Source organism: Corynebacterium hansenii (assembly GCF_030408795.1).
In the GTDB taxonomy this organism is placed as follows: Bacteria; Actinomycetota; Actinomycetes; order Mycobacteriales; family Mycobacteriaceae; genus Corynebacterium; species Corynebacterium hansenii.
In genome coordinates, this window is the sequence record NZ_CP047211.1 from 2,972,286 (window position 1) to 2,995,096 (window position 22,811).

Annotated in this window: 15 protein-coding genes; 2 read left to right on the forward strand and 13 right to left on the reverse strand. The window is 70.4% G+C overall.

What is annotated here, in order from left to right:
• The 8 genes from CHAN_RS13165 to CHAN_RS13200 all read right to left on the reverse strand — a co-directional run bounded on the left by CHAN_RS13165 (position 1) and on the right by CHAN_RS13200 (position 11,520).
• A complete protein-coding gene (locus tag CHAN_RS13165; RefSeq protein ID WP_290290452.1) occupies positions 1-1,836 on the reverse strand; it encodes a FadD32-like long-chain-fatty-acid--AMP ligase in 1,836 nt (611 codons plus the stop codon).
• 298 nt (positions 1,837-2,134) lie between these two features.
• The gene (locus tag CHAN_RS13170) at positions 2,135-3,055 is read right to left on the reverse strand and encodes a cutinase family protein (protein ID WP_048739596.1); all 921 of its coding nucleotides are present in this window, start codon (positions 3,053-3,055) and stop codon (positions 2,135-2,137) included.
• 5 nt (positions 3,056-3,060) lie between these two features.
• Positions 3,061-3,570: a DUF732 domain-containing protein gene (locus tag CHAN_RS13175; protein WP_290290456.1), complete on the reverse strand. Its 510-nt coding sequence runs from the start codon at positions 3,568-3,570 to the stop codon at positions 3,061-3,063.
• Positions 3,567-5,633: an alpha/beta hydrolase-fold protein gene (locus CHAN_RS13180; protein WP_290290458.1), complete on the reverse strand. Its 2,067-nt coding sequence runs from the start codon at positions 5,631-5,633 to the stop codon at positions 3,567-3,569. The genes CHAN_RS13175 and CHAN_RS13180 overlap by 4 nt, the downstream gene beginning before the upstream one ends.
• 745 nt (positions 5,634-6,378) lie before the next feature.
• On the reverse strand, positions 6,379-7,413 hold the full coding sequence (locus CHAN_RS13185) for an alpha/beta hydrolase (RefSeq protein WP_053088017.1): 1,035 nt from the start codon (positions 7,411-7,413) through the stop codon (positions 6,379-6,381).
• 378 nt (positions 7,414-7,791) lie between these two features.
• Complete coding sequence (locus tag CHAN_RS13190) at positions 7,792-8,754, reverse strand: decaprenyl-phosphate phosphoribosyltransferase (protein WP_290293539.1); 963 nt, start codon at positions 8,752-8,754, stop codon at positions 7,792-7,794.
• A gap of 107 nt (positions 8,755-8,861) precedes the next feature.
• Entirely contained in the window at positions 8,862-9,392 is a 531-nt protein-coding gene (locus CHAN_RS13195; protein ID WP_290293541.1) for a phosphatase PAP2 family protein, read from the reverse strand.
• Positions 9,393-9,513: 121 nt separating this feature from the next.
• Entirely contained in the window at positions 9,514-11,520 is a 2,007-nt protein-coding gene (locus CHAN_RS13200) for a glycosyltransferase (protein ID WP_290290461.1), read from the reverse strand.
• 388 nt (positions 11,521-11,908) lie between these two features.
• On the opposite strand from CHAN_RS13200, the gene CHAN_RS13205 reads away from it, so the two are divergent.
• Entirely contained in the window at positions 11,909-13,939 is a 2,031-nt protein-coding gene (locus CHAN_RS13205) for an N-acetylmuramoyl-L-alanine amidase (RefSeq protein WP_290290463.1), read from the forward strand.
• A 119-nt stretch (positions 13,940-14,058) separates the two neighbouring features.
• Here CHAN_RS13205 and CHAN_RS13210 read toward each other — a convergent pair whose 3' ends face one another.
• On the reverse strand, positions 14,059-15,363 hold the full coding sequence (locus CHAN_RS13210; RefSeq protein ID WP_290290465.1) for a DUF418 domain-containing protein: 1,305 nt from the start codon (positions 15,361-15,363) through the stop codon (positions 14,059-14,061).
• Between the two features lie 48 nt (positions 15,364-15,411).
• The gene (gene glf, locus CHAN_RS13215) at positions 15,412-16,614 is read right to left on the reverse strand and encodes a UDP-galactopyranose mutase (RefSeq protein ID WP_275042077.1); all 1,203 of its coding nucleotides are present in this window, start codon (positions 16,612-16,614) and stop codon (positions 15,412-15,414) included.
• A 371-nt stretch (positions 16,615-16,985) separates the two neighbouring features.
• On the opposite strand from glf, the gene CHAN_RS13220 reads away from it, so the two are divergent.
• Positions 16,986-19,364 carry an N-acetylmuramoyl-L-alanine amidase gene (locus CHAN_RS13220; RefSeq protein WP_290290470.1) on the forward strand — a complete coding sequence of 793 codons (2,379 nt, stop codon included), beginning with the start codon at positions 16,986-16,988 and terminating at the stop codon, positions 19,362-19,364.
• 117 nt (positions 19,365-19,481) lie between these two features.
• Here the strand turns inward: CHAN_RS13220 and CHAN_RS13225 are convergent, their stop codons facing one another.
• The 3 genes from CHAN_RS13225 to serS all read right to left on the reverse strand — a co-directional run bounded on the left by CHAN_RS13225 (position 19,482) and on the right by serS (position 22,746).
• Positions 19,482-20,303, reverse strand: a complete 822-nt coding sequence (locus tag CHAN_RS13225; RefSeq protein WP_048739873.1) for a Cof-type HAD-IIB family hydrolase — start codon at positions 20,301-20,303, stop codon at positions 19,482-19,484.
• An 84-nt stretch (positions 20,304-20,387) separates the two neighbouring features.
• Positions 20,388-21,440 carry a lysophospholipid acyltransferase family protein gene (locus CHAN_RS13230; RefSeq protein ID WP_290290472.1) on the reverse strand — a complete coding sequence of 351 codons (1,053 nt, stop codon included), beginning with the start codon at positions 21,438-21,440 and terminating at the stop codon, positions 20,388-20,390.
• A gap of 4 nt (positions 21,441-21,444) precedes the next feature.
• On the reverse strand, positions 21,445-22,746 hold the full coding sequence (serS, locus tag CHAN_RS13235) for a serine--tRNA ligase (protein ID WP_048739570.1): 1,302 nt from the start codon (positions 22,744-22,746) through the stop codon (positions 21,445-21,447).
• Positions 22,747-22,811 lie beyond the last annotated feature (65 nt).

Genomic DNA, 22,811 nt, shown 5'->3' on the forward strand with positions numbered 1-22,811 from the left:
TTACTCGAAACCGCCATCGAGGTAGGCGGCGCGGGCCACTCGTCGCGCGATCTTACCGGCAGACGATCGCGGGAGTTCATCGATGCCCACGATGCGGATGTCCTCGGGCTGGATGCCGTGCGCCTTGGTCACGGCGGCGCGGATGGCGTCGATGGCGGCGGCATCTCCCGACGGGTCCTTCCGGAAGTCCCGCTCGGCGATGATCACCAGCTTTTCGACGTCGTCGCCCTCCACCGAGAAGGCGGCCACCACGGCCGGGCGGATGTGGTCCGAGGCCTCGGTGACGGTGGCCTCGATGTCCTGCGGGTAGTGGTTGCGGCCGGCGACGACCACGAGGTCCTTGATGCGGCCGGTGATGTGGATCTCGTCGTCGATGAAGACGCCGAGGTCGCCGGTGGCCATCCAGTCGGCGCCCTCGTCGACGCCCTCCGCGCGGGAGTCGGCGTCGCGGCGGGCGGCGAGCTTGTTGCCGAAGACCTGCGCCGACTGCTCGAGGTCGGTGAGGTAGCCCAGCGGGATGTTGTCGCCGTGGACCCACATCTCGCCGATCTGGCCGTCGGGGAGCTCGGTGCGGGTCTCGGGGTCGACGACGATGAGGTGCTGCGGCTTGGCCACGGAACCGTTGGAGATCAGCGGCACGGCGTCGGCGGAGCCGGCCTCGACGCGCTCGGGCACGCCGGCGTTGAGGGACTCGCGGGACACCCAGGCCACGCGCGGGCGCTCGGGGCCCTGGGGCAGGGTGACCAGCAGGGTCGCCTCGGTCAGGCCGTAGCCGGGGCGGATGGCGTTCGTCGACAAGCCGAACTTCTCGAAGTTCTCGCGGAACTCGCGGACCGCCTTCTCGGTGACCGGCTCGGAGCCGACGATGAGGCCGTCGACGTTGGACAGGTCCAGGTCGGAGCCCTCCTCCGGCACGGCGAACCGGTTGGCCAGCTCGAGGGCGAAGTTCGGCACGACGGTGTAGATGTTGACGTCGTCGTCGCCGCGCTTGTCCATCTGCTCGATCCAGCGCTCGGGGTGCTGGATGAAGTCGCGCGGGGTCATGATGTCGAACGGCAGGCCCAGGGCGGTGACGAACGCGCCGAGGACGATGCCCATGTTGTGGTGCAGCGGCAGCCACGTCACCAGGCGCAGCGGCAGCTGCAGGTGGGCGGCGGAGATGACCTGGAAGACGTTGGACAGGATGGAGCGCCCGGCGATGCGGACGCCCTCCGGGGTGCGCGAGGAGCCGGAGGTGAACAGCAGCACGGCGTCCTTCTCCAGCTGCGGCGCGTACTTGGCGTCCTCGGCGGGCGAGACGAAGTTGTCGGCCAGCGAGTCGGGCAGGGCGTCGACGGTGAGCACTCGGGGGCGCTCCGCCGCGGGGCGGGACGCGAAGATGGAGCGGACGGCGGCGGCGGAATGCTTGTTGGTCAGCACCACGTTCGGCGGGGCGGCGGCGAGGACGGCGTTGAGGTGGTCGCCGTGGCCGGGCTCGGTGGGGTCGTACAGCGGCATGGCCACCTGGCAGGCGTACTGGGCGCCGAGGAAGCCGAAGAGGTACTCGGGGCTGTTGCCCATGAGCAGCGCGACGCGGTCGCCGGGCTCGCCGACCTGCTGCAGGCGGGCGGCGACGGCCTTGATCCGGCGGTTGACCTCCGCGCGGGTGTAGGTGACCAGTTCGCCGTCGCGCGATCGGGAGTAATCATGGAAGGCGATCTGCTGAAGGTCGGTCTCGCCCTTCATCGTGTTGATCTGCCACATCATCTCGGACAGGTTCGGCACGGACATGTCCTCGGGGAAGGCGAAGTTGCCTTCGGCATCGATGAACTGGCCCATCAGCATGCTCAGATCCATGGTGCTCCTCGTGTTCTTGCGTCGTCTCTGGTGTTTTGTCGCGCTCTTGGCCCAATACGTTACCGACCCGTTATTTTTTCGGACGGTGGCGCGCCGCCGGTCGAATCGGTCCACCGTCGGCTGGGGCAACGCTAGCGCACATTACTTTCGGCGCTGAAAACCGTATGCGGTCGGCGTGCCATAAGTCACGTAACGGGTGTAAACGGGTGTGACTGTTGGGACGTGCGTGACGCAGGGTTTTCTTGCTTGACGACGAATCACCGCACACCGTAAAGGCGTGCGGGAGCGGGGATTCGGCCTACCGGCGGTCGGCCAGCGCCCCGTCGATGAGCCCGCGGGCCCAATTTTCGGTCCACGCGACCGCGGTCGTGCCCGGGATGATGTTCGGGTTGTCCGCGTAGGTGGCGTGCACGCCGTTGGCCGCGACGAACTCCTGGGCGCGCGCCACCGCGTCGCCGATGCCCGGAGGCGCGTCGCACACGGTGTCGCCGGGGGCGCAGATGTCCTGCACGCGGTCGTTGAGTTCGCCGAAGCCCTGGCGGGGGCCGCGCATGGTCGCGCCCGGCACGATCGGCTGCACCAGCAGCCCCACCGGGGCGAGGGCGATCTCCGCGCCGACGCCGGCGACGGGGTTGCCCGGGATGACGCCCTTGCCGCCCTCGCGGCGGCCGTCGGCGAGCAGGGCCACGCCCAGCACGCGCTCGGCGGGCACCGGGCCGGCGCCGTTGCCGATCTGCTCCGCCATGTCGCCCATGATCACCGCGCCCTGCGAGAAGCCCATCAGGATGAACCCGGTCTGCGGGCAATCCTTGTGGGTCGCCGCCATCTCCTCCTGGATGCGGGCACGGCCCTCGGCCTGCGAGTCGTCGTAGGTCATCTCGTGCTGCGCGTGGATGTTGCGGAACTGCGCGGTGTACGGGACCGTCCACACCTTGACGTCGTCGGGCGAGTACGCCGCCTGCAGGGGCGCGGACGCCTTGAGGATCAGCGAGTTCGGGTTCGCCCCGGGGTTGATCGGGTCATCGTCGGCACGCGATTCCCACGTGCCGGGCGCGGCGATGACCTCCACCGAGGGGCACCACTCCGGCTGGCGGGCCCCGGTGCCCGGGCCCGGCATGCCGGGCTGGCCCACCTGCGATTGGCGCAGCCATTGGCCGACGCCGGCGACGATGGCGACGACGAGGACGATGACGGCGAGCAGGGTGAGCGTTTTGCGCATGCCCGTTAGCAATACGCCGATTCGGCCGCTTTCGCAATCGATCCCGCCACGGCGTCCGCGTCCTTCTTGGTCCGCTCCTGGGCGATGACCTGTCCGGCGACGGCGTCGACGACCGCGGCGTCGGCTTCCGACTTCTTGTCCGATCCGGCCCGGCAGTGCACGTGACCGGCGGCGATGAGCTGATCTTCCGCCCCTTCGACGTCGATGCCGTCGGCGATGAGCGCGTCGAGGTACTTCTCGTCGTCGCGGGACAGGGGCATGCGCCCGTCGGGGGCCGAGCTGGCGCGCGAGGCGCCGGGCTCGGTGATGTCCCGCTCACCCGACTCGCGCGCCGAGGTCCGCGGCGTCTCCGATTCGCCGCTCTTGGGCGTGCTCGTCGCGGAACTCTGTGTCTCCGTGGCGGACGGGGTCTTGGTCACCTCGGACGACTCGACCGTGGAATCGCCGCATGCGGCCAGGACCAGGGTGCCGGCGCCGAGCAGCGCGAGGACCGTGGCGCGGATGCGCGCGCTCATCGCCGGACCTCCTCGATCTTCCCGTTGATCTGGCGGATCCAGCCGCCCTGGAATTCCTGCTCCAGGCCTCCGGCCGGGATCTGCTTCTGCGGGCCCGTGGGGTAGCCGAACGGGCCGTTTTCCCAGCCCGTCGAGCCCCAGTGGTCCATGATGTCGCCGTGCGGTACCGCGTGGGCGCCGGACTCCGGCGACCAGTAGACGGAGCCGTGCTCGAAGCGCTGGAACTTGCCGCCGCGGATGTCCAGCTCGCCGGTCTGGGCGAAGCCCAGCGGCCCCTCGGGCCCGTTGCCCGCCTTGTAGGCGGCCCCGATGGCGCCGAGGACGATCTGCGGGAGCCCGGCGGCGGGCTTGACGATTTGCCCGCCCTCGAAGTCCTGCACCACGCCGCCGGGGACGTCGCGGCGGTCGGAGGTCGGGTAGCCGAGGCGGCCCTTCTCCCAGCCCTCGTTGCCCCACATGTTCATGAAGTCGCCCATGACCAGGTGCGCGCCGAGCTCGGGCGTCCAGTAGATGGACCCGTGCTCGAAGTGGACGAAGCGGCCGACGCCGTCGGGCGTGGTCATCTCGCTGGTCTTCGGGTAACCCAGCGGCGACTCCGGGCCGCCGGCCTCGTGGTAGCGGGCGCCGATGCGGCCCCACACGAACTGGGCGCCGGTGAGGGGGTGCCAGTAGGCGCGGCCGTTGGTGAAGTCCTGCGCGCGGCCGCCGTTGGCCGTGTCGTACTCGGGCGACAGGCACGCGCCCATGTTGTCGAAGCTCTTGATGCGCTCGGCGATGGCTCCGCCCACGATGCAATTGGCTCCCCGGTCCTCGTCGGAAAGCTGCAGTGCGTCGGCGATCTGCGGCCAGGCCTGGTTCATCTCGAACTGCCAGTAGGGCCACGAGTGCGTGCCGGATTCGCGGATCTTGACGGTGACCGGGACCTTCGCGGCGCGTGCGCGCTGGGCGAAGGTCTCGGTGGTCATGCGCGCGATGACCTCCAGGCCGAAGCCCGCGGTGTTCTGCGGCAGGCCGGGGAACTGCGTCGACGGCACGTCCCACTGGCCGGTGTTGCCGCTGCCCGCGGAGGCGTAGAGCGACATGCCCTTCAGCTTGGCCACGTTCTCCTTGGGGTCGTTGTCCTTCCACCGGGGCGAATCCACCGGGCCCCACATCTTCGTGGCGTCGTAGCCGCCGGCCTCGCGCATGGCCTGGCCGATGGCGGCGGGCATGCCGCGGCTGGAAGTGTCCAGGTAGCCGGAGAAGCTGCCGGCGAAGCGGAACAGATCCGGGTGGTGCGCCGCCAGGTTGAACGCGGCGGTGCCGCCCATGGACAGGCCGACGACCGCGCGGTCCTCGTTGGCGCGCCAGCCCTCGCGCAGCACGGGTACCAGCTCATCGACGAGGAACGACTCCCACTGGTAGTTCTTGCCGTTGTCCGGCTCGTTCCAGTTGGTGTAGAACGACGACTCGCCGCCGACGGGCATGGCCACGATGACGTTCTTGTCGGCGTAGTAGCGCTCGATGTTCGTCTCCAGCGCCCAGCCGTTCCAGTCGTCTCGGGCGCGCATGCCGTCGAGATGCCAGATCGTCGGGAACGTCCGGCCCGGGTCGCGGTTCCAGTCGCGCGGCAGCAGCAGATCCACCTTGATCGGTTCGCCGGGCATGGCGGCGGACTTGATGTGCAGCATCACGCGGCGCTCGGTGAGCCACTGCACCTTCTCCACCTCGACGGAGCCGGGCAGGTTCGGCAGCTTCTGCTCGGTCTCGCGGATGGGGGCCGGCTGTTCGCCGGGCCGGGGCTCGGGGGTCCACAGCGAGGACTGCATGGGCAGGGCGTCGGCGCCGGCACCGGCATCGTTGCCTTGGCTTGACGACGGCTCCCGCCCCGCCGGGGAGCCGGAGGGCTCCGCGGACCGCGACGCGCTCGTGGAGGGGGCGGAGGAGGCCGGTTTCTGCGACTGCGAACCCGCGGGGGACGCGTGCGCCGGGACTCCGGCGAGCGTCAGCGCCAGCGGGATCGCCGTGAGGACGGCGAGCACCCGGGAGCGGAGGCCCCGGGGGGAGTGTGCGGTATCTCGCATGATGAGGGCTTTCCCTTACAAGTAAACGTGTCGTGTCCGGTGTCCAACCGCGGCGAACCCCGCCGATGGGCGCGGCACGCGGAAGCGAGCCCGGCCCGTCGCCGTGGAGGCCGCTCGGCGTCCGGCTCCCGGGAGTTCCCCTCTCCCGGGTGGGCGGTCGCGGCGCGACCGCCGCTTCGACCTTGATTCTTACCCGGGCGCGGCGCCGATTCTGGTGCGACGCGCCAAGAACCTCAGCTTTAAGTTCAACTTTAGGGTTGGGGCGGAGCAAAAGCCACGGAGCGGGCCACGCGGGCACGAACGGGGGCCTGTGCGCGAACGGGAGCGCGTGCACGAACGGGGGCGCGCCGACGGTAGCCGCCCTGTGCCCGGCAGGAGCTGCGTAGGATCCGCCGGCCCGACGGCCCATCCACGGCTAACCCACCCCGTATGCGCAGACCCACCCGCTGTAACGGGTGGGTCTGCGCATACGGGGTGGGTTGACGAGGCGAGGGGCACGCTGGCGAGGGGCACGCCGGCAAAGGGCCACTCCCCCCACGCATGCGAAAACCCGCACTCTCCCGTCGCCGGTCGGTTTACCCAGGGGGCCCCGCACATGCGAAAACCCGCCCGGACCTTCCGGTCGGGGCGGGTTTCGGGGTGATCCCGGGTTCGGCGCTATCGCGGCGCACGAGGAGCGGCGCTGCGGGAGCGTCGGGGATCCGGAGCCGGTCGCGTGCGGCGACCGGGCGGGGTCTGGCGCGGGCTAGATGCCCAGGGCCGCCTTGATGTGCGGGCGGGCCATGGCGAGGTCGTTCTGCCACAGCGACCAGGCGTGGATGCCGTCCGGGCTGTAGTGCATGACCGGGTTCAGGCCGGCGGCGCGGGCCTGCGACTCGAAGACGCGGGTCGAGGCGCGGGACAGACCCTCCAGCGCGATGCCCATGCCGATCTGCGGCAGCTCAGCCGGCGCGCCCGCCAGGGCCTCCGGGGTGCTCCAGTGCGAGGGGTAACCGTTGGCCGAGGAGATGAACATCGGAAGACCCTGCAGCTTGTCCATGTTCATGGACGGATCGTTGCGCACGTGGCCCGGGGTCGGGATGCCCGGGGGGCCCCACATGGCGGACGGCTCGTAGCCCTGGTCGACCTGCGCACCGGCGATGGCGGTGGACATGACCGGGTTGGAGACCTGGAAGTAGCCGGAGAAGACCGACGCGTGCTTGAACTGGTCGCGGTGGTTGTACGCCAGCGACATCGCGGCGGAACCGCCCATGGACAGGCCGGCGACGGCGTTGTTGTCGCGGCGCGTCTGGAAGTGGTCGGCCAGGTAGGCCGGGAGCTCCTGGGTCAGGAACGTCTCCCACTTGTAGTTGCGGGCCTGGCCCTTGGAGTTGACGGCCGGGCCGTTCCAGTCGGTGTAGAACGAGGCCTCGCCGCCGACCGGGATGGCCAGCGTCACGTTGTCGTGCTCGAACAGGCGCGGGGCGTTGGCGGTCCAGACGTACTCGGACCAGTCATCGCGGGCGCGCAGGCCGTCCAGGAGGTACAGGCCGGGGCTGTTCGGGTGGATGCCGGGACGGACGTGGACGGTGATGTCCTTGCCCATCGCGGGGGAGTACACCTGGCAGTACTGCACCCAGTAGTTGTACGTGTCCCACTCGCAGCCGGGACGCAGCCAGCCGCGGTGGGCGTTGGCCTCCTGCGGGGCCGCGAACTGCATCATGCCGAAGATGGCGGCCACGGCGACCATCGCGGCCACGACCTTGGCCTTCCACCCGCGCGCAATTGCGGTGAAGCTCATGTTTCTCCTCGTTGACGTTCGAGCATGTGCGCCGCACCGCGAAGCCATCCGGTCACCGGCCGCCGGTTCGCGCCGACGGGGTTCCGGGCCATTCGCAATGGGGCGCACGTTCCGATGGGTTCATCGGACATGCGGACGCTAACGTTACCGTTCCGCGATAATTTCTCAAACCGTTATCAGGCAGCATCGATGCGACTTCCCCCCGTCGCTTCCCCCTGGTCGCTTCGGTGTCCAACGTTTCCGCAGGATCGGCTTCTCGACGTGCGCGAATGGCCGTCGCAAAGCAACCCGCCGGCGGGCACGGAAGCGGATGCGAAAGCGGCCGCGACCCCGTACTGAGACGGAGGTCACGGCCGCGGATGCGAGCCGGGCGCGCGGCTACAGCGCGGGCACCGCGTACACCGCGATGCCGATGGAGATGACCCACAGCAGCGCCAGCGCCTGCAGGGCGCGGTCGTGCAGGGCGATTTCGTCCGGGCTGCCCGCCGTGCCGCGGTCGACGTCGGCGGCGTAGCGCAGGATCGCGACGGTGAACGGCACCATGGAGATCTGGTACCAGACGGCGGCGGCCCCGACGGAGCGGTTGCCCATCTCGAAGCCCCACAGCGAGTACGCCAGCACGACGGCGGTGGCGGACAGCGTCCACACGAACCGCAGGTACGTGGCCGTGTAGCCCTCCAGCGACTTGCGGATCTTCTTCTGCGACCGCTCCGCCAGCAGCAGCTCCGCGTACCGCTTGCCGGCCGCCATGAACAGCGATCCGAACGCCGCGACCAGCAGGAACCACTGCGACAGCAGGATCGACGCCGCCACGCCGCCCGCCATCGCGCGCAGCATGAAACCGGAGCTGACCAGCGCGATGTCGATCACCGGCTGATGCTTCCAGCCGAAGCAGTAACCCAGCTGCAGGGCGATGTACACCGCCGCGACGATGGCCAGGCCCGGCCCGGACGACGCCAGGAAGGACAGGCCGATGGAAGCCGCGATGAGGACCACCGCCATGACGTAGGCGACCCGCACCGGCAGCACGCCCGCCGCGATCGGGCGGAAGCGCTTCGTCGGGTGCGCGCGGTCGGCCTCGACGTCGCGGGCGTCGTTGATCAGGTAGATCGCCGACGCCGCGAGGCAGAACACCACGAACGCGATGAGCACGTCGAGAAGCGTGCGGCCGTCGGTCAGCGCCTCGGCGCCGGCCGCCGCGGGGGCGGCGATGACCAGGACGTTCTTGACCCACTGCTTCGGCCGCAGCGCCTTGATCATGCCGTCGAGCAGGTTCTTCGGCGGGTGGCCCTGCGGGTTCGCGGGCTCGTCGATGCCGTAGGTGTGCGGCTCGGAACCCAGGTTCAGGCCGTCGCGGCGGTCGTCTACGCGATCGCCTCGCACGGCACGTCCCGCGCCCCGTGCGGCATCGGCCGCCGCCGGGTCGGGGTGGTTCACGCGGTCGTCGGTCACTTGGCTGTCCTTCCGTCTGCGGCGGTCGTCGCCGGGCCCCCGTCGGCGGGGGCCCCGAGGATTCTGTCCGTGATCGTCGCGGTCGTCCAACCGAGGGCGGCCCCCGCGAGGACGTCCGTCGGGTAATGCACCCCGAGCACCAGCCGCGACAGCATGATCGCGGGCACCCCCGCCAGGGGCGCGGGCCCGAAGCCCATCTTCGACATCGCCACCAGCGCGGCCGTCGTCGACGTCGCGTGCGACGACGGGAAGCTCAGCTTCGACGGGGTGCCCACCCCGACGCGGATGCCGGGGTGATGGGGCCGCTTGCGGCGCACGACGCGCTTGATGATCACCGACGCGGCATGCGACGCGAACGCGGACACGCCGACGACGGCCCACCCGCGGCGGCGCTCCTCGTCGACCGCCGCGCCGAGGGCGGCGAGGCCCATCCAGCCCGCGGCGTGCTCGCCGAAGAAGCTCATCGCCTTCGCGGCCGGCATGACGCCGGGGGCGTCGGCGATCTTTTCCTGGATCGCCATGAGCATCGCCACCTCGCCGGCGGCGGGCGGGATGGTCACGGTTTTCTCTTCTGCGTCCACTGTGACTGCATCGCCCGCGGCGGCCGCGCCGTTACCCGCGCCGGAGCCGGTGGCCGGGCGCAGAACGCTACTGCTGCTCGAAAACATCCGCCCACCTCTTCCGGCTGGTCAGTTCGGGGTGCGCGTCGCGGTAGCGGCGGCGCATCTCGTCGAAGCGCTCGGCGACCTGCTTCTGCAGCGCGCGCGATTCCTCCAGCAGCGCCTTGGCCTTCTCGCGGTCGCGCTGGCGGTAGACCACGCCGCGGCCATCCGCGGTGGTCACCGTCGCGCCGTCGACGCGGGACAGGGAGAACCAGCGGGCCTCCAGCGGCGAGAGGTTCGCCTGCGGGGTCTCGTGGTGCGCGGGGTCGTGCGGGCGCAGGCTGTGGAGCAGGCCCTTGGCCAGCCACACGGACTTCTTCAGCGGGGCCAGGCGCCCGCCGATGTCCTTCGTGGGCACGCCCGGGATGCCGCTGGGCTTCGGCAGCACGCCGGCCGTCGGCAGCACGCGGGCGTCGGGGTACTCCTTGCGCAGCGCGTTGATGCGCGGCAGGGAGGTTTCCAGGATGTCGAACAGCCGGTCCGGGCCGGCGAGGAAGTCCTTCATCGCCTCGTTCTGGATGGCGACGGTCGAGTACTCCAGGCACAGCAGGTGCTTGGCGGTGGCCTTCATCATCGACTTCACGATGCCGTCGACCGGGCCGTCGTGCTCGAGTGCGGCGACCACGAGGCGGTTGCGCAGGTGGAAGTACGCCTGCCAGTCGATGGCGTCGTCCTTGTCGGACCAGGCCATGTGCCAGATGGCGATGCCGGGCCAGGTGGCCGTCGGGAAGCCGTGGCGCGCGGCGCGCAGGCCGTACTCCGCATCGTCCCACTTGATGAACAGCGGCAGCGGCTGGCCGATCTTCTCCGCGATGACGCGCGGGATCAGGCACATCCACCAGCCGTTGTAGTCGACGTCGATGCGGCGGTGGAGGTCCTTGGAGTCGATCTTCTCGCCGGTGGCGTTGACGCCGTGCTCGCCACGGTCGCGCAGCGGGTGGGCGTGGAAGTCGTGGTCGTAGTGGACGTGCGGCGCGGAGGTCCACATGAAGTCGTGGCGGCCGACGACCTCGCCCATGGAGTGCAGGTGGCTGCGTTCCTGCAGGTTGAGCATCTGGCCGCCGACGAGCATCGGGGACTTCGCGAAGCGCCCCACGGCGACGGCGCGCAGGATCGAGTCGGGCTCGATGGCGATGTCGTCGTCCATGTAGAGGATGAACGGGCTGTCGGTGGCGCGCGCGGGGTCGGAGTCGGGGCCGCCGAGGGCCTCGTACATGATGCGCGAGTAGCCTCCCGAGCCGCCCAGGTTGCCCTGCGGGAACATCCGCAGCCGGTCGCCGAAGTGCTTTTCGACGGCCGGGAATCCGGGCTCGTCGGCGGGATGGCGGGTGCCCTGATCGGGCATGAGCACGGCGTCGATGATGCCGTCGACCTCGGGGTCGGAGGCGAGCGCCTCCAGCGCGGCGACGGCGTCCTCCGGGCGGTTGAACGTGGGGATGCCCACGGTCACCCGTCCCTCCGGCGCGGGATGGGTCGTTCCGTCCGGGTGCGTCTGGTCCGGCGCCGCGACGGGCGACCACCAGGCGGCGGAGTGGACGGTGACGTCGGTTTCGCAGGTCAGGTCGAACCAGATCCAGCCGCCGTCCTCGAACGGCGCCAGCGACACCGGGATCTCCACGATGGAGCGTTCCGCCGGGTTCGCCTGATCGCCGGCGAGCTCGCCGGTCACCGCGATGCGGCTGCCGTCGATCTTGGAGCGGTACACGTCGACGCGGGCGACGCCCGACAGTTCGATGCGCAGGACGACCCGATCCAACGACGTCCAGCGGCGCCAGTAGCTGGCGGGGAAGGCGTTGAAGTAGGTCTCGAAACTGACCTCGTCACCGGCGGTGACGGAAGCTTCGGTCCGCGACGGCGCGACGACGCGCGCGGCGTTCGTTTCCGGCTCGACGAGGTACAGCGACCGCACGTCTCGCGGTTCGCCCGGCTTGGGAAGCAGGATCCGCTGCAGTCTTTCGACGGCGAGGCTTCCGTTCTGGACGTCTGTGCTCATGGGGGGCATCACGGCTTTCGGGTCGACTCGTAACTGGTCGGTCACGTACCCCGAATAGTAACGGCGGCGCCCGTGCCCGTCGTCATTGACGGGCCAAGTCCGGGTGGTGAGGTGGCTCGGAGGGGAATCGGAGGGGACTCGAAGGACGCCCGCCGGCAGCCGCCGCGCCGCCGGCCACCCGCAGTCGAACGTGGCCGGCGGCCGTTCACCCCCGGCGCCGCGAAAGCGAGAAACGGTGTTTCACCGTACCTTTCACGGACCCGCGCCTCCGATCGGAAAAACCATTCGGAATTACGTTGCGCGGCGGGCTGACAATCCTCAGTCCCACGAGTAACATTCGCCTCACTGATTCCGTTTCGTCTCATTTTTCTCAGTTTGGAGTGCTCTCTTGCCGACTCGTAGTCGCATCAATTCCACCGCGATCGGCCGTCGCCCCTTCCTGGCGGGACTTGCGGCGACCACCGCCGCCGCATCCACGGCCGCCATCGCGAAGTCCGGCGTCGTCGGCTCGGGCCTGCGCCTGCTGGAGACGCCCGCGCCCGGCCCCGTCGACGTCCACATGGCCACCCAGGCCCTGTCCGACGCCGCCGCCGTCCTCGTCGACGACGCCGCCCTGGCCACCCGCGGACTCGTCGAAGCCCTGCACCCCAACCGCGGCCTGGTCAAGGAACTGCGCCACGACCGCGAATTCTCCATGTTCGCCCTGACCTGGCGCGACGCCCCCAACGTCACCGCCTTCTTCCGCGCCGAACGCCCCGACGGCTCCTGGTCCGAATGGTTCTCCGCCGACTCCGTGGGCGCCCCCGGCATCACCGGCGAAGGCATCCAGGGCACCGACCCGGTGTACATCGGCCGCACCAAGGCCGTGCAGGTGTCCTCCTTCGGCCTCAACGTCTTCGGCGAAAAGCCCGAGGACATCATCGACGTCGTCAAGCGCGCCGGCGCCGGGGACTTCGCCGGCCTGGCCGACCTGCTCGGCCCCGTCGCCCTCCACGACGTGAAGGGCGTGTTCATCGACGGCGGCCTCACCCCCGACGGCGTCGAACCCGTCGCCAACGACTCCGACGTCACCGGCATGCCCCGCGTGATCACCCGCGCCGGCTGGGGCGCCGACGAATCCATCCGCGGCTCCGGCCCCACCTACGACGACAAGCTCGAGGCCGCCACCGTCCACCACACCGCCGGCGCCAACAACTACTCGCAGGCCGAGGCCGCGGGCATCGTGCGGGGCATTTACAAGTACCACACCCAGGTCCTGGGCTGGGGCGACGTCGGATACAACGCCCTCGTCGACAAGTTCGGCAACATCTACGAGGGCCGCTACGGCGGGCTGACCAAGAACGTGCAGGGCGCGCACGCCGGCGGCTTCAACAAGGGCACGTTCGGCATCTCGATGATGGGCGACTACTCCACCGCCCACCCGACGCAGGCGATGATCAACTCCGTCGGCGCGATGATCGGCTGGCGCCTGCGCATCGCCGGCCTCGACCCGTCCGGCAAGGCCACGCTCGTGTCGCAGGGCTACAAGTCCGCGAAGTACGGCGCCGGCCAGAAGGCCAACCTGCCGACCATCTTCGCCCACCGCGACGTCGGCGACACCACCTGCCCCGGCAACGCCGGCTACGCGCAGATGGACCGCATCCGCGCCATCGCCGCGCAGAAGTCCACCGGCCTCGGCGACGGCATCATCAACAACGAGCACCCCGACGGAACCACCGACATCCGCGCCGACCTGCCCGGCAGCAGCGCCGACATCGGCGAGATCATCGACGGCCTGGGGCTGCCGCCGGAAGCCATCGCCGCGATCCCGGGGCTGCAGGCCATGGGCGACGACAAGAACGGCGCGGGCAAGAACGGCGACGGCAAGAAGGCAGATGACAAACAGGCCGACACCTTCTCCGGCGGCCGAAGCATCCTCGCCGCGTCGCTCGGCCTCGCCGGCGCGCCCGGCCTGGGCAACGACGCCGAGTCCGTCCTCGGCGCCGTCGGCCGCAACGCCGACCAGGGGCCGTCGCTCGCCGACATCCCCGTCGTGGTTCAGCCGACGACCGCCAAGGACGGCGACGACGAGTTCGCCGCCGAGTGGCGCAAGGTCACCGACGAGTACGGCGACGTCCTGGGCAAGCCGGTCACCGGCGTGCAGCAGGGCGCCACGGTGCCCAACGACTCCGGCACCGCGGATCCGGTGCGGTACGTGAAGTTCGAGCGCGGGATCATCGTGAACTCGATCGCCACCGGCACGCACGCCATCTGGGAAGAAGTCGCCGAGGCCTGGGCGAAGCAGGGCTTCGAGATCGGCCGCCTCGGCGCGCCGACCACCACGCAGGCCCCGAACTGGGGCGCCGACCGCGCGGACTTCCAGGGCGGCAGCATCACCCGCGATGGCGTGACCCGCGCCGTCAACGTCGCGTACGCATAGCAGGCGGCGCAGGGCCGGCGCGGCTTCCCCGGCCGCCCGGTCCTCCTCTTCGGGGGGCCGACGCCGGCTGGGGCCGGGGGCGGCTGAGGGGCCGCTGGCGCACCTGCGCGCCTTTTGCTTTACGACGCCCCTGCGCCCGGCACGTCGATGCGCGCGGCCCGATCGGTGGCGCGGTACATGGCCTCCTCGAGGGGCCCGCGCCGATGCCGCCATTTCCACGCGACCGCGAACACGAGCGCGGCGATGATCGACACGACCAGCCACGTCTCAGGTTCCACGGCCGCGACGGCGGGGAAGAAAACGCCGGCGAGATCGATGACCGCGAAACTGACCACGTGCGCGACGTAGATGGTCAACGACATCGACCCCATCATCCGCAGCGGGTACAGCGCGGCAGCCCCGAAACGCGTGCGGCCAACCATGAGCAGCAGCGCGACGACGGCGAGTGACGCGGCGGCGGCGCCGACGACGTCGAGAAGCCCGGCCGCATGCGCCGAACCATCGACGAACGCGCCCAGCAGCCGCTCCCCCGTGCCCATGTCGGTCGACGCCGGCGCGGGCGGATCGGGCATGCCGGGAAGCACGGGCATCGACGCATCACCGCCGACGCCGCCGACGGCATCGGGCGTTCCAGCAGGCTCGGGCATGGTGGCATCGACCCGCAGCGCCCCCGCGCTCCAGTCGACTCCGCCCATGCCGTCGCTCCAGGCGTCGTCGATGTCGGCACCGCCGGTGCCCACTCCGAACACCGGCACCAGGGCGCTCCACGCGAACGCCGCCGCCAACGCCACGGCCGTCCCACCGGCCGCCAACCACGCCCACAGGCGGGGACGGCGCAGCACGAGGCGGTAGATCAGCAAGCCCACCAGCCCGTAAAAAGCCCAGGCGGTCAGGGGGTACGTGAACACGATGGAGTCGCGCACCGTCGCGTTGGTCACCAGCGACGGATACACCCGCAGCGGCGCCATCAGCAGCGGCCCGACCACGGCGAGCACCGCCGCGACCACCGCGACCGTCCCGGTCCGCGCCCCCGCCAGCGGCAGCGCCACCAGGAACATCGCGCCCATCGGCACGAGCACCACCAGCACGTCGTCCTGCAGCGACGCCAGCACCAGGCCCATCGCGATGAGGATCACCGCCCGCGCCCCCAGCCGCATCCGCGATCGCAGCAGCTCCACGCCGCCCTCCGCGACGCCGCGGCGGGCGATGATCCCGATGGTCACGCCCGCGAGCACGGCGAAGAGCACCGACGGGTAGCCGTTGACCACCGCCGGCCACGTCGACGGGTCGGCCAGCGCGGGCCGCCCCTGCCAGGGGCCGAGGTGCGCGCCCATCATGCCGATGATCGCCACCGCCCGCGCAATGTCCAGGCCATGGATGCGCGGCGTTCCCCCGGGCGGCGCCGGGGCGTGCTGATGCGTCACGGGATCGCCGGGACGTCGTGAAGCTCTTTTATCTTCCGCTCCCGCGCCCTAGTGCCCGCGGTCCTGCTCCAGCGGGGCGCCCTCGGTGAAGTAGGGCACGAGCTTGTTGTCCACCATCGTCAGCGCCGACGCGATGGCCATGTGCATGTCCAGGTACTGGTACGTGCCCAGGCGCCCGCCGAAGAGGACCTTGTTGTCGCGGGCCTCGGCGGCCGCGCGCTCGCGGTACTTGCCCAGCATCTCGCGGTCGTCGGGGGTGTTGATCGGGTAGTACGGCTCGTCGTCGCCCTCGGCGAAGCGGGAGTACTCCTTCATGATGACCGTCTTGTCGGTCGGGTACGTGTCGCGCTCCGGGTGGAAGTGCCGGAACTCGTGAATGCGGGTGTAGGGGACCTCGGCGTCGTTGTAGTTCATCACCGGCGTGCCCTGGAAGTCGCCGGTCGGCAGCACCTCGGTCTCGAAGTCGAGGGTGCGCCAGCCCAGGCGGCCCTCGGCGTAGTCGAAGTAGCGGTCCAGCGGGCCGGTGTAGACGACGGGCGCGTCGGGGCTGGCGGCGCGCAGCTCGTCGCGGACGTCGAACCAGTCGGTGTCGGTGACCACGTCGATGAGCTCGTGGTCGGCCATGTTCTCCAGCCACTTGGTGTAGCCCTCGACGGGCAGGCCCTCGTAGGTGTCGTTGAAGTAGCGGTTGTTGAACGTGTAGCGCACCGGCAGGCGGGTGATGTTCGACGCCGGCAGGTTCTTCGGGTCGGTCTGCCACTGCTTGGCGGTGTAGTCGCGCACGAATGCCTCGTACAGGGGGCGGCCGATCAGCGAGATCGCCTTCTCCTCCATGTTTTCGGCGGCGTCGGCGTCGATCTCGGAGGCCTGCTCCCGGATCAGCGCGCGGGCGTCGTCGGGGCTGTAGTACTTGCCGAAGAACTGCGTGATCAGCCCCAGGCCCATCGGGAACTGGTACGCGGTGCCCTTGTGCATGGCGAAGACGCGGTGCTGGTAGCCGGTGAAGTCGGTGAAGCGGTTGACGTAGTCCCACACCCGCTTGTTGGAGGTGTGGAACAGGTGCGCACCGTACTTGTGCACCTCGATGCCGGTTTCCGGCTCCGCCTCGGAGTAGGCGTTGCCGCCGATGTGGTCGCGGCGCTCGACGACGAGCACCCGCTTGCCCAGCTGGTCGGCCATGCGCTCCGCGACGGTCAGCCCGAAGAATCCGGAGCCGACGACGAAAAGGTCATACGTGGTGTCAGTGTTCACGGGCGCCAGCCTAATCGGTGGGGCGGATGGCATCGCGGCGACGGTCCGTTTGGGGTGGCGGCCGTGGGGCGCGGGGGCGGCGCACGGCTTGCGGGGCACGGCGCGCGGCGGGGCGGCGGGGCGGGCCGGACGGCACCGCGCGGCGGGCGGCGGTTGCTTTGCGACGCTCGTGCGCTGGGCCGAAGGGTGGTTAACGGTGCACCCCTGTCATGTCAACAACTATGGACAACACACGTCACATTGGTAACATTGGCAACTGATTGCACATCCGCCACAATTCGCACAGATGCGACGAAGCGCATGACCTGCACATTCACGTCTGAGCGAAAGGCCCGACGGAGCACCTGCACCCGAACTCTGGAGTCATCACCTTGCTGAACCGACGACGCATCAGCGCCCATTCCGGCGCGCGGAAGCCGCTGATTTTCAGCGTGGTTTCCGCGCTCATCGCCGCGCCGCTCGTCGCCCTCGGGGCCACGGCGGCATTCGAACTCGTCGAGGACAACGGCCGCGGGCCGATCGACGCGATCATCGACAAGGTCGCCCTGTCCACCGGCTCTTCCGTGCTCGTGGAGGATGCGGCCATCGCCACCCAGTCGGTGGTCGACGAACTGCACCCGAACCGCGGCGTGGTCAAGGAGCTCAGGCGCGACGAGGAGTTCTCCATGTTCGCGCTGACGTGGACCGGCTCCCCCGACGTCGCCACCTACTTCCGCGCGCTGCGCCCCGACGGCACGTGGTCCGAGTGGTACGACGCCGAGCCGCACTACCCCGCCGACGGCGAGGGCAACGGCCTCAACGGCACCGAGCTCATCTACGTCGAGCCGACCACCGCCGTGCAGATCTCCAGCCACGGCCTCAACGTCTTCGGCCCCGGCTCCGGCGTGACGGTCGACGACATCGAGGGCTCCGCCGACCTCACCGACGAGCAGCGCAGCCGCCTGGAGGACTTCCTCGGCGCCGGCAGCTCCGGCGGCGGAGGCGGGACCGGCGACGCGTCGGGAAGCGCCGAAGGCGGAGCGGGCAAGGAAGGCGCCGACCGCCCCGGCGGGACCGGCAGCCTCGGCACCGGCAGCCTGGGCGAGCCGCATGAGATCGGCGAGGGCTCCTCCGGCGTGCGCGCCCGCGACGTCCGCGAGTCCGAGGGCGCCAACGGCCGCACGGTCAACGACCTGCCGAAATGGCGCGACATCGAGGCCGTCGACGACGAAAAGCCCCTCGACGACGTCCAGGCCGTGTTCATCGACGGCAAGGCCGACGCCGGCGACGGCATCGACCCCATCGTCGACGCGAAGAACATCACCGGCATGCCGCGCGTGATCACCCGCGCCGGCTGGGGCGCCAACGAGGGCGCCCGCTGCCGCAACGCCACGTACGACGATTCGGTGAAGGCGACCACCGTCCACCACACCGCGGGCTCGAACAACTACACGCAGGCGCAGGCGGCGGGCATCGTCCGCGGCATCTACCAGTACCACGCGCAGACGCTGGGCTGGTGCGACGTCGGCTACAACGCCCTGGTGGACAAGTTCGGCAACATCTACGAGGGCCGTTACGGCGGCCTGGACAAGAACGTGCAGGGCGCCCACGCGGGCGGGTTCAACAAGAACACCTGGGGCATCTCGATGATGGGCGACTACTCGTCGGTCCAGCCAAGCCAGGCGATGATCAACTCCGTGGGCAACATGCTCGGCTGGCGCATGAAGGTCGCCGGCGTGAACCCGAAGGGCTCGACGTCGCTGACCTCGGCGGGCTCGAGCTACACCAAGTTCCCGTACGGCACCCAGGTGCAGCTGCCGAACATCTTCGCCCACCGCGACGTCGGCAACACCACGTGCCCGGGCAACGCGGGCTACGCGCAGATGGACAACATCCGCAACATCGCCGACAAGAAGTTCCGCGCCCTCGGCAGCGGCCGGGTCGACAACGAGGGCCCGTCCGGCGACACCGGCACCAAGATCGACATCCCCGGCCTCGGCGACGGCCTGATTCCGGGCGGCGGCAACAAGGAGCGCCCGGGCACGGGCGGTACCGGCAACGGCACCGGCGGCAACGACAAGGAACGTCCGGGTACGGGCGGGACCGGCAACGGCACGGGCGGCGGCAACAACGAGCGCCCGGGCACGGGCAACGGCACCGGCGGCAACGGCACCGGCGGCAACGGCACGGGAGGCACGGGCACCGGCGACTCCGGCTCGATCTCGGCCGACGACGCCAACACCGCCATCACCGGCGCCCGGTCCATCCTCGCGGCGGCGTTCGGGGTGTTGGGCACCCCGGGCCTGGGGCAGACGGCGGACGCGATCTTCGAGGCCGTCGGCAAGTCCATCGATGAAGGCCCGTCGATCGACGACATCCCGGTCCTCGTCCAGAAGATCCTCGAGATCGACGAGAAGAACGACCTCGCCGCCGAGTGGGCCAGCGTCGTCGAGCAGTTCGGCGACGTCCTGGGCCAGCCGCAGACCGGCGTCCAGAACGGCGCGACGGTCGCGAACCCGCAGGGCCGCGCGGACACGCTGCGCTACGTGAAGTTCGACAACGGCATCATCACCGACTCCAAGACCACGGGTTCGGTGGCGCTGTGGAACGAGATCGCCGACGCCTGGGCGAAGCAGGGCTTCGAGGTCGGCGAGCTCGGCGCCCCGACGTCGACGCAGACCGTCGACGGCAACGTCGAGAAGGCGGAGTTCCAGGGCGGCACGATCACCTTCGACCGGACCACCGGCAAGGTCAAGGTCGACCTGAAGTAGCGCGGGCGTCCGCGCCGACAACGGATGCGGGGCGCGCATCGGCATCGGCCGGTGCGCGCCCCGCGGCGTCGTCGCAAAGCAGCTTCGCGACGCCCACCGTCAAGCCGCTCAGCTCGCCTAGAACCAGCGCTCGAGAACCTTCGCCACGCCGTCGTCGTCGTTGCGGGCGGTGACCTCGTCGGCGGCCTCCCGCACGGATGGCGCGGCGTTGCCCATGGCCACGCCCAGGCCGGCCCAGCGGATCATCTCGATGTCGTTGGGCATGTCGCCGAAGCACACGACGTCATCGGCCGCCGCGCCGACCAGATCGGCGAGGCGCTCCAGCCCGGCGCGCTTGGTCACCCCCGGCGCGGACACCTCGATCAGCCCCTCGGGCATCGAGTACGTCACGTGCGCCAGCTCCCCCGGGATGTGCGGCGCGATGACGGAATGCAGCTCCGCGCTGGACATCGCCGGGTTGCTCAGCAGCATCTTCGTCGCCGGCTCGGACATCATCTCGGTTTCGCCGCAGACACCGTGCTCGGTGGACTCCCATGCGTGGGCGTAGGCCGGCCCGACGACGAACAGCTCCTCCGACGGGTCCAGCGCCGACCGCCCGGCGCGTTCCACGGCGACGCCCACCGGCCCGACGTCGGCCATCGCGGACCGGGCGATGGCGACGACCTCCGCCTGCGCCTCCGGCGGGAGACTGTGGTCGGCGAGGACCACATCGCGCCCGGAGTCGTACAGCACCGCGCCATTGCCGCACACGCACACCGGCCGCACGGGCAGCTGCTCCAGCACCGGCTGCAGCCAGCGCGCGGGGCGGCCGGTGGCCAGGGTCAGGGGCACGCCGCGGCGGATCATCCGGGCGATGGCCTCCTTCAGGCGCGGCGTGACGCGGTCCCTCGAGTCGAGCAGGGTGCCGTCGATGTCGGAGGCGACCAGCAGCGGGGGCAGGTCGCCCTTGCTTTGCGACGCCCCGCCGTCACCCGATGCGGCGGCCGCGTCGGGAGCCCCGGGAACCTCTTGGGCCACGGCCGATCAGTCCTCCCGGGGGGCGGGTGTCGTGCCGGGGGCGGTGCCGTCTCCGGTGTCGGAGCCTGCGCCGGTGTCGGAGGCTGAGCCCGAGCCGGAGCCCGGTGCGGCGTAACCGTTGCCGCCGCCGTCGCCGAAACCGCCGTCGCCGTCGCCGCCGCGACCGGCACCGTTGGCGGTGTCGCCGAGGGGCTCCTTGCCTTCGCGGATGCGCTGCGCGTCGCGCTTGGCGATGCGCTCCAGCCGCAGCTTCTCGTCCATCTCGTTGGCTTCCTCCAGCGTCGGCGCGGAGCCACCGAGCGAGGCCGGCATCCAGTAGGCGCCGGGGGCATCGCCGTAACGGTCGATGTAGTCGGCCCGCAGGGAGGCCAGCTGCTCGGCCATGGCGTCGTGGAGCGTCTGCGTGTCGGCGACGGCGTCGCCGGTGGTGCGGATCGGCTCGCCGACGCGGATCCAGATGGGCACGTTCACGCGGCCGAGGTGCTTCTTGTGGCCCTTGGTCCACACGCGCTGCGACCCGAACATGATCACCGGGACGATGGGCACGCCGGCGTCGTGCGCCAGGCGGGCGGTGCCGGTCTTCAGGCGCTTGATCTCGAAGGACCGCGAGATCGTGGCCTCCGGGAAGATGCCCACCAGGGCGCCGGCGCGCAGGCGGCGGACGGCTTCCTCGTAGGCGCCGCGGCCGGCGAAGCGGTCGACCTCGATGTGCTTCATCTTGCGCATCAGCGGGCCGGCGATCTTGTTGTCGAAGATTTCCTTCTTGGCCATGAAGCGCACCAGGCGGCGGCCGTTGAGGTACGCCGGGATGCCGCCGTGGATGAAGTCGAAGTAGCTGGTGTGGTTCACCGCGACCATCGCGCCGCCGTCGGTGGGCATGTTCTCCGCGCCCTCGACGGTGATGTCCAGGCCCTGGAACCGCATGTAGGCGATGGCCGCGGGCAGGATGGTCCGCCCGTAGAACCACTCCTTGGCCTCCGCGGTCAGCGGCGCCGGGCGGAACGACTTCGGGACGGTGAAGCCCTTGATCTTGGTGTACTTCGACGAATCGAACGCCATGCGCTCAGCCCTTCTTCTTGGCGCCGGACTTCGGCGCGTTCTTCGGCTTCGCCACCGGCTCCAGGACGTCGCGGCCGACGAAGGGGCGCAGGGCCTCGGGGACGACGACGGAACCGTCGGCGCGCTGGTTGTTCTCCAGGATCGCCACCAGCCAGCGGGTGGTCGCCAGCGTGCCGTTCAGCGTGGCGCAGAACTGGGTGCCGCCGTTGTCGTCGCGGTAGCGGGTCTTCAGTCGGCGCGCCTGGAAGGTGGTGCAGTTCGAGGTGGACGTCAGCTCGCGGTAGGTGTTCTGCGACGGCACCCACGCCTCGGTGTCGAACTTGCGGGCCGCGGAGGAGCCGAGGTCGCCGCCGGCGATGTCGATGATGCGGTAGGGCACCTCGACGGCGGAGAGCATGTCGCGCTCCATGTCCAGCAGCTTTTGGTGCTCAGCCTCGGCGTCCTCCGGCTTGCAGTAGGAGAACATCTCCACCTTGTCGAACTGGTGGACGCGGAGGATGCCGCGGGTGTCCTTGCCGTAGGACCCGGCTTCGCGGCGGAAGCACGACGACCAGCCGGCGTAGCGGACGGGCCCGTCGGACAGGTCGATGATCTCGTCGGCGTGGTAGCCGGCCAGCGCCACCTCGGAGGTGCCCACCAGGTAAAGGTCGTCTTCCTCCAGGTGGTAGATCTCGTCGGCGTGGGCGCCGAGGAAACCGGTGCCGGCCATCGTCTCGGGGCGGACCAGCACCGGGGGGATCATCAGCTGGAAGCCGTGCTGCATCGCCTTCTGCGCGGCCAGGTTGAGCATGCCGAGCTGCAGCATCGCGCCGGCGCCGGTGAGGAAGTAGAACCGGGAGCCCGACACCTTCGCGCCGCGCTCCATGTCGATCAGCCCGAGCGCCTCGCCCAGGTCCAGGTGGTCCTTCGGCTCGAAATCGAACTCGGGGACCTCGCCGACGTGCTCGAGCACCACGTAGTCGTCCTCGCCGCCCGCCGGGGCGCCGGCGACGATGTTGCCCAGCTGCATCTGCAGATCGTGGACGGCGGCCTCCGCGTCGCGCTGCTCGTTCTCGGCGTCCTTCACCCGGCCGGAAAAGGCCTTGGCCTCCTCCAGCAGCGCGGGGCGCTCTTCCTTGGAGGCGGCGCCGATCTTCTTGCCGAAGCCCTTGTGCTCGGCGCGCAGCGCATCGGCCTTGGCGATGGCGTCGCGGCGGCGGGCGTCGGCGTCGAGCAGCCGGTCGACGAGGGCGGGGTCCTCGCCGCGGGTCCGCTGCGATTCACGGACGACGTCGGGGTTGTCGCGGAGGAATTTCAGATCGATCACGTGCCCAGGGTACCCGGAGGGGGCCGGGGTCCACCGGCCAACCGCTGGATGCGCGCTTGACGACG